The 13,055-nt window shown below is 61.9% G+C and carries 14 protein-coding genes and 1 tRNA gene; 5 read left to right on the forward strand and 10 right to left on the reverse strand.

The genetic code is table 11. The features are described from left to right. Positions 1 to 576: 576 nt before the first annotated feature. Positions 577 to 1,332 carry a spermidine synthase gene (locus tag CFY91_RS05200; protein ID WP_229727208.1) on the reverse strand — a complete coding sequence of 252 codons (756 nt, stop codon included), beginning with the start codon at positions 1,330 to 1,332 and terminating at the stop codon, positions 577 to 579. 111 nt (positions 1,333 to 1,443) lie between these two features. Between CFY91_RS05200 and CFY91_RS05205 the strand changes: the two genes are divergently transcribed. Then, a complete protein-coding gene (locus tag CFY91_RS05205; RefSeq protein ID WP_093985294.1) occupies positions 1,444 to 2,790 on the forward strand; it encodes a class II 3-deoxy-7-phosphoheptulonate synthase in 1,347 nt (448 codons plus the stop codon). Positions 2,791 to 2,796: 6 nt separating this feature from the next. Here CFY91_RS05205 and CFY91_RS05210 read toward each other — a convergent pair whose 3' ends face one another. Continuing rightward, positions 2,797 to 3,552, reverse strand: coding sequence for a sulfite exporter TauE/SafE family protein (locus CFY91_RS05210; RefSeq protein ID WP_093985295.1), 756 nt, complete (start codon positions 3,550 to 3,552; stop codon positions 2,797 to 2,799). A 100-nt stretch (positions 3,553 to 3,652) separates the two neighbouring features. Here CFY91_RS05210 and CFY91_RS05215 point away from each other — a divergent pair, with 100 nt between their 5' ends. Next, positions 3,653 to 4,603, forward strand: coding sequence for a LysR family transcriptional regulator (locus CFY91_RS05215; protein ID WP_093985296.1), 951 nt, complete (start codon positions 3,653 to 3,655; stop codon positions 4,601 to 4,603). A 4-nt stretch (positions 4,604 to 4,607) separates the two neighbouring features. Here CFY91_RS05215 and CFY91_RS05220 read toward each other — a convergent pair whose 3' ends face one another. From CFY91_RS05220 to earP, 3 genes are all read right to left on the reverse strand, one after another. Continuing rightward, positions 4,608 to 5,114: an RDD family protein gene (locus CFY91_RS05220; RefSeq protein ID WP_093985297.1), complete on the reverse strand. Its 507-nt coding sequence runs from the start codon at positions 5,112 to 5,114 to the stop codon at positions 4,608 to 4,610. Positions 5,115 to 5,188: 74 nt separating this feature from the next. Further along, complete coding sequence (gene efp / locus CFY91_RS05225) at positions 5,189 to 5,764, reverse strand: elongation factor P (RefSeq protein ID WP_093985298.1); 576 nt, start codon at positions 5,762 to 5,764, stop codon at positions 5,189 to 5,191. A gap of 49 nt (positions 5,765 to 5,813) precedes the next feature. After that, entirely contained in the window at positions 5,814 to 6,929 is a 1,116-nt protein-coding gene (gene earP, locus CFY91_RS05230) for an elongation factor P maturation arginine rhamnosyltransferase EarP (protein WP_093985299.1), read from the reverse strand. A 161-nt stretch (positions 6,930 to 7,090) separates the two neighbouring features. On the opposite strand from earP, the gene CFY91_RS05235 reads away from it, so the two are divergent. Then, positions 7,091 to 7,180 (forward strand) — tRNA-Ser (locus tag CFY91_RS05235). A gap of 98 nt (positions 7,181 to 7,278) precedes the next feature. Then, positions 7,279 to 8,964 (forward strand): site-specific integrase, encoded by a 1,686-nt coding sequence (locus tag CFY91_RS05240; RefSeq protein WP_133063670.1) that lies wholly within the window; start codon positions 7,279 to 7,281, stop codon positions 8,962 to 8,964. On the opposite strand, the gene CFY91_RS05245 is transcribed toward CFY91_RS05240, so the two are convergent. From CFY91_RS05245 to CFY91_RS05260, 4 genes are all read right to left on the reverse strand, one after another. Next, a complete protein-coding gene (locus tag CFY91_RS05245) occupies positions 8,961 to 9,452 on the reverse strand; it encodes a ribonuclease H family protein (protein ID WP_093985301.1) in 492 nt (163 codons plus the stop codon). The two genes, CFY91_RS05240 and CFY91_RS05245, sit on opposite strands and share 4 nt — an antisense overlap. Positions 9,453 to 9,598: 146 nt before the next feature. Further along, complete coding sequence (locus CFY91_RS05250; protein WP_093985302.1) at positions 9,599 to 10,306, reverse strand: ParB N-terminal domain-containing protein; 708 nt, start codon at positions 10,304 to 10,306, stop codon at positions 9,599 to 9,601. Positions 10,307 to 10,315: 9 nt separating this feature from the next. Then, complete coding sequence (locus CFY91_RS05255) at positions 10,316 to 10,600, reverse strand: hypothetical protein (RefSeq protein ID WP_093985303.1); 285 nt, start codon at positions 10,598 to 10,600, stop codon at positions 10,316 to 10,318. 134 nt (positions 10,601 to 10,734) lie between these two features. Continuing rightward, the gene (locus CFY91_RS05260; protein ID WP_093985304.1) at positions 10,735 to 11,238 is read right to left on the reverse strand and encodes a KilA-N domain-containing protein; all 504 of its coding nucleotides are present in this window, start codon (positions 11,236 to 11,238) and stop codon (positions 10,735 to 10,737) included. A gap of 279 nt (positions 11,239 to 11,517) precedes the next feature. Here CFY91_RS05260 and CFY91_RS05265 point away from each other — a divergent pair, with 279 nt between their 5' ends. Then, positions 11,518 to 11,784: a hypothetical protein gene (locus tag CFY91_RS05265; protein ID WP_093985305.1), complete on the forward strand. Its 267-nt coding sequence runs from the start codon at positions 11,518 to 11,520 to the stop codon at positions 11,782 to 11,784. A gap of 182 nt (positions 11,785 to 11,966) precedes the next feature. On the opposite strand, the gene CFY91_RS05270 is transcribed toward CFY91_RS05265, so the two are convergent. Continuing rightward, the gene (locus CFY91_RS05270) at positions 11,967 to 12,599 is read right to left on the reverse strand and encodes a recombinase family protein (protein WP_093985306.1); all 633 of its coding nucleotides are present in this window, start codon (positions 12,597 to 12,599) and stop codon (positions 11,967 to 11,969) included. Between the last annotated feature and the right edge of the window lie 456 nt (positions 12,600 to 13,055).

The following is a 13,055-nucleotide window of genomic DNA, read 5'->3' on the forward strand; positions in this document are numbered from 1 at the left end:
GCAAACCCGCCGCAACAGCCTGATCAGCGAGATCACGCTGACCGATATGCGGCGCATGCGTCGAGGCCATCACCCGCCCGCAGGCATCGATCACGAACAGTTCCGTGAAATCCGCTGCCAGCTCGTACTGGCGACGCAGCACACTGGTGTCCAGCGTAGCCAACTGCCCATCCCAGCCGACCAATGCCCCCTGCAATACCTGCCATTGCGTATCGGCCCAGCGCTGCAACAGCCGCACGCGCGTCTCGGCAATGCCAGAAAAGGTCTGCTCCAGCATGGGGCGCGCCTGACGATTGAGCCAACAGGCCCAGCCCATACGCAACTTGCCGGTCTTGCCCAGCCAGGGCAACCAGCTACGCTCGGCGCCAGACAAGTCCATGGCGGAATCAGGAGCAACAACGGGCATGCGTTTTTCCTTACACAACGGCAACAGTGAACCCGTTCACAGCAAGGAACAGGCCAAAATGCGCCAAAGTGGGGAGTCTCGCGGTTTACAGCTGTGCACTAGCACCAGAAACAGGCGCAATAGGCGCTATGGCGCCCCAACCTGGGGCATGCGCCGCACCAGGATGGGGCCTAACTGGCCGGACGCATGGCCTGCAACAACGGCTGCAACGAATAGCCCAGCTGCGCAGAAAGGCGCTCAACCCGCAGGGCCAGGGCACGTCGATCAAGGTATTGCTCCAGGCTGGCCGGCACCAGCAACACCACATTGCCCTCGGGCACCGGGATCTCCCAGTAGTGCCGGTGAAACAGCCCGCGCAACAGGGCTGCCCCCAAGGGCCGACCGTCCTGGCAGCCCCACTGGTTGATGATCAGCCAGCCGCCCGGGTTGAGCTTGGCCTGGCAGGCATCGAGGAACCGCCAGGCCAGGTGTGCCGCCGCCGGGCCGCTGTCGGTATACAGATCGAGAAACAACAGATCGGTTGGCTCGGCACTCTCCAGCAACTCATGGGCATCACCAATGCGCAAAGTCAGGCGCGGGTCATCCGTCAGCCCCAGGTACTGCATGGCCAGGCGGGGCACGTCCGGGCGCAACTCGATCACCTCGACGTCATCCAGTGGCAAGTGGCGCAGGCAAGCCTGGGTCAGGCTGCCCGCGCCCAGGCCGAGAAACAGTGCGCTCTCCGGCGCGGCATGACAGAGCGCACCGAGCAGCATGGCGCGGGTGTAGTCGTACTCCAGCCAGCTGGGGTCAGGCATAAACACACAGCTTTGCTCGATGGCCTCGCCAAACTCGAGGAAGCGGTAGTCACCGACCTGCAAGACACGGATCACCCCGAAGGCATCCTCGACCTGGCACAACAGCTGTTCTTCTCCGGCAACCGCCACCTGGGCACTCCTCGTTGTCATTGACAGGGACTATGACCCACATGCATTTGAAGGGGCCGGCCAATCCATTACCATGCTAAGCATTATCCCAGACGCCTCCCCGAGAACACCATGCCCGATACCTGGAGCCCGACCAGCTGGAGAAGCAAGCCCATCCAGCAACAACCCCAGTACCCAGACGCCAGCGCCCTGACGCAGGTGGAACAGACCCTGGCCGGTTACCCGCCGCTGGTCTTTGCCGGCGAAGCCCGTGAACTGCGCCGCCAGTTTGCCGAGGTCACCCAGGGGCGCGCCTTCCTCCTGCAGGGTGGCGACTGCGCCGAGAGTTTTGCCGAGTTTTCCGCCGGGAAGATCCGCGACACCTTCAAGGTGCTGCTGCAGATGGCCATCGTCATGACCTTTGCCGCCGGTTGCCCGGTGGTCAAGGTCGGACGCATGGCCGGACAGTTCGCCAAGCCGCGCTCGGCCAATGACGAAACCCTCGATGGCGTCACCCTGCCCGCCTATCGTGGTGACATCGTCAACGGCATCGGTTTCGACGCCGCCAGCCGCGTCCCCGATCCGCAACGCCTGCTACAGGCCTACCACCAGTCCACCGCCACCCTGAACCTGCTGCGCGCCTTTGCCCAGGGGGGGTTTGCCGACCTGCATCAGGTTCACCAGTGGAACCTCGACTTCATCGCCAACTCGGCCCTGGCGGAAAAATACAGCCAGCTGGCCGGGCGCATCGACGAAACCCTGGCGTTCATGCGCGCCTGCGGCATGGACAGCTCGCCGCAGGTGCGTGAAACCAGTTTCTTCACCGCTCACGAGGCCCTGCTGCTCAACTATGAACAGGCCTTTGTACGCCAGGACAGCCTGACCGGACGCAGCTATGACTGCTCGGCACACATGCTGTGGATCGGCGACCGCACGCGCCAGCTGGACGGCGCGCATGTCGAGTTCCTGCGTGGCGTGGAAAACCCCATCGGCGTGAAAGTCGGGCCCAGCATGGACGCGGACGAACTGATCCGTCTGATCGACATCCTCAACCCGAACAATGATCCGGGCCGTCTCAACCTGATCGTGCGCATGGGCGCCGACAAGGTCGAAGCGCACTTCCCGCGCCTGCTGCGCAAGGTACAGGCTGAAGGTCGCCAGGTACTGTGGAGCTGCGACCCCATGCACGGCAACACCATCAAGGCTTCCAGCGGCTACAAGACCCGCGACTTTGCCCAGGTGCTGGCCGAGGTCAAGCAGTTCTTCCAGGTCCATCGCAGCGAAGGCACGGTGGCCGGCGGCATCCATATCGAGATGACCGGGCAGAACGTCACCGAGTGCATCGGCGGCTCGCGTCCGATCACCGAGGCAGGTCTCTGCGATCGCTATCACACCCATTGCGATCCACGCCTGAATGCCGATCAGTCGCTGGAGCTGGCCTTCCTGATTGCCGAAACCCTCAAGCAGGCACGCGCCTGAAGCACCTCACAGGCTGAGGGCAAGGGCCGCGGCGCAGACTAGCAGGAACAGGCAAAACAGCTTGCGCAGCAATACATCAGGCAAGGCGTGCGCCAGGCGTACGCCCCAACTGATGCTGAGCAGACCGCCCAGCGCCAGCGGGATACCCATGGCCCAGTCCACCTGGCCATACCCGGCATAGGTCAACAGGGTCACGCTGGTCGCTGGTAGGGCCAGGGTCAGCGCCAGGCCCTGCGCAGCCACCTGGCTCATGCCGAACAGCAGGGTCAGCGCCGGCGTCGCCAATACCGCACTACCCACCGCAAACAGCCCGCCCAACACGCCCGAGACGCTGCCCAGCACGCCCAGACTGAAGGTGCTGCGCGACCAATGCGCCAGCACCGGAGCGCCGCGACGACGCAATTGCCAGAGAGTGAACAGCGCCAGCAGCACCAGGAAACCGACGAACGCTAGGCGCATACTGCGCCCATCCAGCTGCAATGCCAGCAAGGAAGCCAGCCAGGCACTGAGCAAGCCTGACAACCCCAAGGCCAGGCCCTGACGCCAGGCAATCGGCTGGCGCTGATGGTAACGCCACAGCGCCAGGGCAACGTTGGCCACCACCATCACCAGTGCCGTGCCCTGGGCCATCTGCTGCTCCACGGCAAACAGCACCCCGAGTGCCGGAATGGCAATCAACCCGCCACCAATGCCAAACAGCCCACCCAGCAGGCCCAGCACCACACCCAGCAGGAAATCCACCAGCAACTGCAACAACGACATGTCCACCTCCGCTCAGGCCTGCCATGCTACGAAGGTTCGGCTTTCCGCGAAATGCACAGCCACGCACAATGGCTATGCACAAATCGCAAAGGCACTTGCCATGAACCCAGACACCCTCGGCGTGCAAATGGCCCTGTACCTCGACGTACTGGAGGCCGGCAGCTTCTCCGCTGCCGCACGCCGTCATCCACTGACGCCTTCGGCCGTCGCCCGGCGCATCGACAGCCTGGAACAAGCGCTCGGCTGCCGCCTGCTGCTGCGCACCACCCACAGCGTCAAGGCCACCCCCGCCGGACTGGCCTTTGCCGAGCGCGCACGACGCATCCTCGGCGAACTGAATCTGGCACGCGCCGAAGCGGTCTCGCTGAGCAGCGCACCGGAAGGGCTGATACGCATCGATGCCCCCGCCCCCTTCGGGCGCCGCCACCTGGCACCGGCACTGGCCGAGTTCCTTGCCCACAACCCCGGACTGGACGTACAGCTACGCCTGATCGACAGCTTCGTTGACCTGCAGGGCGCCCACCTCGGTGAAGTCGACCTGGTGCTGCGTATCGGTCCGCTGGGCGATAGCCGCCTGGTAGCCACCGCCCTCGCGCCCATGCGCCGGATTGTCTGCGCCAGCCCGGATTACCTGGCACGTGCAGGCGCCCCCCAGCAGCCCAGCGAACTGCTGCAGCATCAAGGCGTCGATTGGGATAGCTTGGCGCCACCCTACGCCTGGCGCTTTCGCTGCGACGGACAGTGGCGACAACTACGCCCCAAACGCTTGCGACTAACCGCCAACAATGCCGAAGCTCTGCTGCAGGGCGCCCTGGCCGGGCTGGGCATCGCCCACCTGCCGACCTGGCTGATCAGTGAGCATCTGTTGCGCGGCGAATTGCTGCCGCTGTTCTGTACGGACGGTTTGCCCGCCCCGGAACCCAGCGGAATCTATGCACTGCGCCTGGAGCAGGCGGCCAACACGCGCAGTCGCCTGCTGCTGGAGTTTCTCAAGCAACGCTTCGGCCCACAGCCGCCCTGGGACCAGGCGCTGTTGCAGCGCCTGGGTTGAGCACTCAGTCAGCCTGTACCACCCGGGTACCCGCCAGGTGGTCATGCAGGCAGCGGCGGTCGGCACGGAAAATGAACAGATAGTTGATGATGCACAGCAAGCCACCCAGCAGCGGAATCGCCGACACCAGCCACACGCTCAGGTAACGCTTGGTGAGCAGGCCGACCAGCTCCGGCACCTGTCCCTGCACGTCGACAATGCGTACCTTGCAGATCCGCTTGCCCACCGTCTGCCCATAACGCTTGAGCCAGGCACCATTGATCAGCACGAATGCCACCATACCGACCAGCATGCTTTGCACCTGCTGCCACAGGCTCGGCTCCAGCCCCTGGGCAATCTGCTCGAAGGTGCCGTCGAAATAGGCCAGCGGGATGGTGATCAACATCAACAGAAAGGTATCGATCAGCACGGCACCCAGGCGGGCGCCACGGGATGCCTGCAGCAATTCGCCCGGCGCCTGCTCGTGCAATGCCGCCTGGGGTGCCTGGTAGGGATTGGTGTGGTCGTTCATGCGAACCTCCTTGTGCAAGAGTGGGGTATAAAAAAACCCGGCCAACCGGCCGGGTTTTCAGAAGCAACGCAAACTCAGGCTTGCGGAGCCTGGGTACGGCCCTTGTAGGAACCGTCGCGGGTGTCGATTTCGATCCAGTCGTCGATCTCAACGAATTCGGCCACCTTGATCTCGGTGCCGTTACGCAGCTTGCCCGGCTTCATCACTTTGCCGGAGGTATCGCCACGGGCAGCGTTCTCGGTGTAGACCACCTGGCGCACGATGGTGGTCGGCAGGTCGACGGAAATCACCTTGCCTTCAAAGAACACGGCTTCGCACACATCGGTCATGCCTTCTTCGATGAACGGCAGAACGCTTTCCAGGTCTTCGGCGCGCAGCTCATAAGAGTTGTACTCCGGATCCATGAATACGTAGTCTTCGCCATTGATGTAGGACAGGGTCACTTCCTTGCGCTCAAGGATCACCGGCTCCATCTTGTCATCGGCCTTGTAGACGGTCTCGGTCTTCGAGCCGTTGAGCAGGTTCTTCAGCTTCATCTTGACGATGGCGCTGTTACGACCGGACTTGGTGAATTCGGCCTTCTGGATCAGCCAGGGCTGACCGTCGATCAGCGCCACACTGTTCACTCTCATTTCTTGTGCGGTTTTCATACGAAATATCCGAAAAATAGACTGGGGGTGCGAATTTGCAGGCCGCGTATCATAGCCAATTTCGATAAAACTGCACCAGCGCTGCGGCAAGATCGTCCTGCCGGGCCAACTGTGCGGCCCAGTCCAGGGCATGCTGTCGGTGTGCCGGCCAGTATCGCAGGTAGTCCTCCCAGGCTTGGCGCATGTCTCCCCGCCCATTCCAGGCCAGCCACATGTTTCGCAGGCTCTCCGCCTGGACTACTGGCAAGTGCGCCACATAACGATCGAGAAAAGCCTCCAGCTTATCGAGATGGACATCCTCGGCCTGCGGGTAGATGTGCCAGAGCATGGGCCGTGCGGCCCACTGCGCACGCACAAAGGAGTCCTCGCCACGCACGGCATTGAAGTCACAGCTCCACAGCAGCCGGTCGTAGTCATCCTGCGCCAGGAACGGCAACAGCTGAATCCTCAGCTGCCCGACCTGCCGGCACTCCCCCGGCAGCAACGTCTGGCCACCCAGCCAGCCCTGCACGTCACCCAGAATGCGCCCTTCCGGGGCCAGCAGGTGGCTTGGCTGGGGCGCTTGCGCCAGTGCCTCCAGCCAGGCGGGCAACGCAGCATTTTCATAGGCAAACAAGGAGATCAAGCGCGCGCCCAGCGCAGGCTGCACGCCAAGACGCTGCAAGAATTCGCCGGCCTGCCACGCCTGGCGACGCGCCAGCAGATCCGTTTCGCGCAGCAGCCCACCCGTCGCCGGAGTAAAGCCGGGAAAGAAGAAGAACTTGGCCACGCCATTGGCCTGCGGCGACGGCAACGCATGGCAACCCTCCACCCATGCCTCGCCGCTCAGGTACTCGAGATTCAGCCAAAGCACAGGTTGGGCCCGCTGGCCCATGGCTGTTACATAGGCCTCGGGTAGCTCACAGGCAAACGCTTCGATCACCAGATCCGCCACCGCCACGCCGCCTGGCCATAGCGGCGACCAGTGACACACATCTACACCGCACAGCATCTGCCGCGCTGCCTGTGCATCAGTCTCAGGGCACAGGCGCGCCAGGGCCGCCAGCTCATCGACCCACAGCCGCACACGCAGGCCATGCTCGGCGACCAGTTGCCGCGCCAGGCGCCAGGTCACGCCAATGTCGCCGTAGTTGTCCACTACCCGGCAGAAAATATCCCAGTGCATCCACCACCTCGCCAAGAATGCCGGGCAGTGTACCAAGGGCTGCCCGGACAACTTCCAGCAGGTACGTTAAGCGCATGAAAAATTTAAAAAAACGGTTGCCTTGCGCAAGGCCTTCGGCTACCTTAGCGCGCCTCGACAGACCGAACAGGCTGGCGAGATCCGGTGAAGTGTCCGAGCGGTTGAAGGAGCACGCCTGGAAAGTGTGTATACGGGAAACCGTATCGAGGGTTCGAATCCCTCCTTCACCGCCAGACATGATAAGCCCTTGATTTCTAACGATTTCAAGGGTTTTTTCGTTTCAGGCCTCCCCCTGCTGGTGCCTAATAGGTACAAAGAAGGGGTACAGAGCATGTGTCGTATGGCCAAGGTTTGGGCGCATCCCACGACAGGTATTTACTACTGCCGCATAGGCATCCCCGAAGCCATCCGCTCAGCCTTCGGTGGCAAGCGTGAATGGAAGGTCTCACTGAAGACCCGCGACATCTCGGAGGCTCGTTACCGCTTCCGCGCTGAGGCCATGCGCTGCGAAGAAGCCTTCAAGGCTGCCCGTGAGCAGCTCCAGGGCCGTCCCCAGGTTCTCCCCTCAGATGCTCCGAAGCTGGCCGACAGGTGGTCGCAGCGTGTCCTGTCTGAATGGGAAGCAGACCAACAGACGCTGACCGCCTTCCTGGCTCAGGTCGGTGATGAGGTCTTGCCCCTGGATGCTGTGGCCGTGCATGACAGCAGCAACTTCCAAGAGCGGGAGGCGGTGGCCTTGCCTCTGGTGAAGGAGGAGCTGCAGCGTCATTCCTTGCCTCTGCCTGAGACAGCAGACCCAAGCTATCGGGCCTTGATAGATGAGTTCTTCCGTAGCTGGTGCCGCCTCTGTTCGTTCGCTCAGCGCCGCCAAGAGGGTGACTGGCGTTCAGCTCCAGAGTTGCCCGCCGCTGCTGTTCCGCTGGCCAGGGATGCAGCCGGTGCCAAGGCTGAAGCTCCCAGGCTCTCCGAGGTGCTGGAGGGGTGGGTGACCAAGAAGCTGTCCATGGACAAGACCGCAGACAAGACTGTGAGCGAATGCCGTGCTGTGGTACGTCGGTTCATTGAGCTGAACGGCGACTTGCCCGTCTCCCAGATCAGCCGCGCCCGTTGCATGGACTTCTGCAGCGCCTTGCTCAAGATGCCCGCCAAGGGTGACGGGATCCGCTCCCTGACATTGCCCCAGGCCATCGCCAAGGCAGAGGCTGAGGGGTTGCCGACCTTGTCTCATGCCTCGGTGAAAAAGCAGCTGCGCTTCCTCTCCGGCGTGCTGGGGTATGCCTGCAAGGCCCTGGAGGTTATCCCCGAAGAGCCGGTACTCGCCTCTGGTCTTATCAACGATCTGGTGCGTGTCAGCCGCCGCCAAGTGCGTAGGACTGGGGAGGAAAAGGCCTACACGCGCCAAGACCTCCGGGCCATGTTCTCCGGCCCGCTCTTCCATGGTCAGTGGTCGCCCCCTCGCAGTGACTTCGGGCGCGCCTTGTACTGGGTGCCTTTGTTGCTGGCGTACACAGGGGCAAGGCTGGGGGAGGTGGCTCAGTTGTTGGTTGCTGAGGTGAGGCGTTGCCCTGATACCGGGGTCTGGTTCCTCGACCTTCGCCCAGGTGACGACAAGAGCGTGAAGACGGGGAGCAGCGTCCGGCGCGTCCCTTTACATGATGACCTGCTCGCCTTGGGCTTCCTCGACTATGTCCAGGGCTTGCCGGCTGGCGGGCGTCTATTCCCGAAGCTCCAGCCGCACAAGACCAACGGCTACGGCTATGCGGTCGGGAAAGCCTGGGCGAAGTATCTGCGAGAGGTGGCGGGGGTGCATTCATCGGCTAGCCCTGCCCATGGCCTCCGGCATACCTTCAAGACCCTGTGTCGAGAGGTGGGCATAGAGACAGCAGTCAGCGACTGGATAACAGGCCATGCCGCGACCAATGTCGGTGCCGGCTATGGGGGGAATCCTCTGAGCCGCATGGCTGAAGAGCTGAGGAGGTTCCCCAGCATCGCCAAGGATGCCGGGTTGCTCCCTTAGGCCGCCTCTGTGGGCCTCTTGGTGCGCTTCCTGAGCGTTTTCCCAGTGGCCCCTAGCTTTGCCAAGGCGTCGGCGCGTTCGTTGCCCAGAACGCCGCTGTGTGCCTCCACCCAGTGGGCGGTGACCTCTTTCCCCTGCAGCAGTTGGTCAACTCGCTGCCATAGGTCGAGATGCTCCGGGGGCTTCTTGTCCGACTTCTTCCAGCCCTTGGCCTTCCAGCTCGCCAGCCATCCCTGCAAGGCCTTTGCGATGTAATCGTTGTCCGTGTGCAGGATGATAGGCGCCGGCTGTTTGCATTGCTCCAGGGCTTCAGCAACGGCCATCAGCTCGGCCCTACTGTTGGTCTGAGGCTGACCCTCGGGGACTGGCCCTGCAATCTCCAGGGTGTCGCCTTGTGGGTTGGTGAGTACTGCTCCCCAGCCCGCCTGGGCAAAGGGACTGCCGTTGTTGGTGCATGCGCCGTCGGTGTAGATGGTGTAGGTGTTCATTCTGTTTTGAGTTCACTTGGCTGTAGGCCGCGCCGTTACTGGGCTGCGCCCTCGTTTTGTTGCTTGCACTGTTAAAATTTAACAGCATCGCCTAGAGACCCCGTCAGCCGTGGCTTTCAGGGTCTATCGTTAAGAAGTCTGGAGGCTCAGAAGTCGCTTTCCGGCTCCAGCCAGTCCTTCAGGAGTTCCCCCTGTAGCTTATGCAGGGCCTGCCGGATGGCTTCCCTTGCATGGGGGCAGGAGGTGGCCTGAAAGTCCTGCCTGACTTGGGCCAGTCGCTCAAGGGCTGGCTTGGCGTCCGCTGGTGGCTGCTCTTTCTCGGGCATTGCCTCTTCCCCCATACCATTGCTGAGTTCTTGGCCGTACTCCCTGAACAGCTTCTTAAAGTCCTGGGCCATCCAGTTTCTGATGGTGACGTGCGACCGGCCAATCTCTTGGGCTATTTCCCGGTAGCTCATCAGCTTCCCCCGGCCCTTCCGGTATTGCCCAGTGCGGATGAAAGTCCTGAAGACCTTGCGTTGCTCTTTCGCCTTCAGGGGTAGTCCGTGCTGCTTGTTGGCCTTGGCTGCCATCCACTCCGCATCCGGCTTGGTAGCGGTGGTGATGGTGGCTTCTGCAGTGGCCTGCCCCAGTAGCTCCAGAGCAGCCGCCCGGTGGTATCCATCGACAAGGCAAGGGACGCCATCGACAAGAGCAACGCTCAGGGGCGGCAGTTGCTGGCCTGCTTTGATGGCGGCTGCGTAGCGTTTGACTGTGGCTTGGCAGAGCTTGTCCCTGATCTGGAATTCAGGAGCGCGGCAAAGCTGGGCGATGACGACGGCGCTGGTGCTGGTGACGCTCGGTAGTTGTTCCATGCGTCCCCCTTAGCGGCTCAGTTCAGCCGGGGTGAGCGCCTTCCCACCCATGCGATTGACTGGGCCAAGCTGCAGCCAGTGAGGGGCGTCCTTGTCGTCCTGGGCAAGCTCCAAGAGATCGGCAAGCGATTTGCTCAGGCCAGCGACCAGGGCCAGCTCCAGGGCTTCGCCCAGGCGTGTATCGCGCCCCTTCCGCTGTGCCAAGGCGTTGGCCAGGGCGACCAACTGGGTGGCATGGTCTCGGAGCATATGGACATGGAAGCGCACCAGGGGCGCAGGTAGTTGATGCTTCATCGGGTAGTGTTCCTGTGTGATAGGCGAACGTCAGCGCCCCGCCAGGGGTAGCCCTGCAGGGTGTCGGGAGGAGTCGCCGGGGGAGTGCTGAGAGGCAGGAAAGACGCCGCCTAGAGCGGTTTTCCTTTCTGCTATTACTGGGGGTAAAGGGGCGTGGCTGCCGGCTTCATGGCTTCGTTCTGCAGGCGCAGGGTTTCCTTCTGCTCCTCCAGCTCGGCTGCCAGACGCAGGGCTTCAGAGAACGTCTGCGGAACCTTCATCGCCATCGACTCTCCCGGCTTGGTGATGGTCAACTCGGCCTTCTTGTTCAGGATGTCGTCGATGACCATGTCGCAGAACACGGCGAACTTCACGTCCAGCCAGCGGGCGAAGAAGACGGCCAGCTTGGGGTGTGCCCAGGTGCCGCCGTTGCGGCCTTTCAACGGTTCAATGAGGCCGCCAGTTAAATCCCTCACATCTGAGGGAGTTAGCCCCAGGGCTTGGGCCAGCTCCTGGCAGTAACTCAGGGTGCCGTCCAAACGCCAGAAGTTGTCCAGCTTTTTACCGAAGGCCTGTGCAGCCTTGGTCATGTTGAAGTAGCCGTCAGAGCGGAACTGGAAGACGTTGCCGTTGTAGTCGCGGGTGATGATGTTGCTCATGTTGTGTCTCCTAAAGACTGGTCAGTTGGTGGCCTTGGTGGCCGGCTGACGCCAGGAGAAAACAACAGGAGAGGAGACGCAGGGAGGAGAAAGACAGCAGCCAGATACATTCGCTAGCGTTGATGTTCTCGGAAGCGGTTGCGATTGGCTCTGAACGTGCTTCTAAAGTGTAGCCATCGTGCTGGGTAGACTGCAATTTCTCCTTGCTCTTGGGCATCCTATGGGCCGCTCCAGGGGATTGCCTGGAGGCTTCAAGACCAAAGACAAGGAGTAGAACGGATGCAAGCTGTAGCAGTACCGACCAAGACCAGCCCGCATGTATTGGCAGACCAGACCGCCACGCTGCTGACGTATTGGCCGGAGGTAGAGCAGAGGACGCCCCAAGTGCCGGGGGTGTGGTGGCTGGTGACCCGCCCGCTGGCTCAGGCTGTCGAGGCTGCCGGGGAGGTGGTGGTGACTGATGGCTGGTCTGACTGGTGGTACGCCAAGGGGGAGCGCCCGGAGGCTGTGCTTGAGGCGTTGGGGTTGGCTGACTTCCTCGGCTGACCTCGTCCACATGATTCAGATTTGAATCATCCCCCAAAACTGGGGAGACCTCTTCGACATGGCCCAAATTTGGGCCATCTCCTCCGGTGGGGATTATCCAAAACTGGATAACCTCCTAGATACGCCAAGCCCCCGCTGGGTGACCTCCGGGGGCTTCGTCTTTGTGGTGCAGGTGATAGGCGTCAGGCTGTGGCGTTGGCTTTGTCCCTCGCCCGGAGGACGGTGCTGGTGCTGACGTTCAGGAGCTTGGCCGTCTCCCTGATACCTGTCCCTTTGTTCAGAAGGGCCATGATGCTGGCGTGCTTGTCCTTGTCGATGCCTCGCCCCTTGTATGCCCCTTGGGCTTTGGCCTTGGCGATGCCTTCGTTCTGCCTCCTGCGCCGGTCTTCGTAGTCCTTCCGGGCGACCGCAGCGAGCATATCAAGCAACATGTCATTGATGGCCCCCAGCATCCGAGAGGTGAAGGCATCGGCTGCCGTGTTGCTGGTGCTGGCCATGAATTGCTGAGAGGTAGGCAAGTCCAGGGCAACGACCCGCACCTCCTTTGCCTTGATGGTTGCCCGGAGTTGCTGCCAGTCGCCCTCTGTGAGACGGCTCAGGCGGTCGACCTGTTCAACCAAGAGAACGTCCCCCGGCTTGGCGTCAGCCAGCAGACGGAACAGCTCAGGGCGCTGCAGAGAAGCCCCGCTCTCGTTCTCGGTGTAGTAGCTGGCGATGTGTTGGCCATGGCCTTGGGCGAAGGTGTCCAGGGCAGAGCGCGCCCGGTTGGCGTCTTGCTCAGTGGTGGATGCCCGGAGGTATGCACGGATGAACATGGGTGACATCTCCTTGTTGTCGTTAAGGTGTTGTCACTATGCATGTTGCCGTATGAGTGGTCAAGACCCTGTCAAACGACAACAAACTCAGGAGCTGTTGCCGTTGTCGCTGAGGTATACCCAAAGAGAACGCCTAGCACTGTGGCCTCGGCTTGGGTTGTACATGGCATGCGGCATTGCCGGAGGGTCGCAAGGAGGTGGCGCAAGACTGAGCGGCCAGCATTAGGCAGAGAGATTCCGAGGCGGCTTGGCGGGGTGTAGTAAGTGACCCCCACCCCCGGTATGGGGGAAAGGGGGCTAAATCCTTATTACAGAAGATCGCTCAGATTTTTTCGCCATAAACATTCCGGGCAGGTACAAGACGCAGGTACAATATGAGCCGAATCAGCAGTGGGGAACCCTGTAGATTCAAGGGCTTGGTTTTTGGTTGGTGCCATCGAGGGTTCGAATCCCTCC

Source organism: Pseudomonas fluvialis, from assembly GCF_002234375.1.
Taxonomy (GTDB): Bacteria; Pseudomonadota; Gammaproteobacteria; order Pseudomonadales; family Pseudomonadaceae; genus Aquipseudomonas; species Aquipseudomonas fluvialis.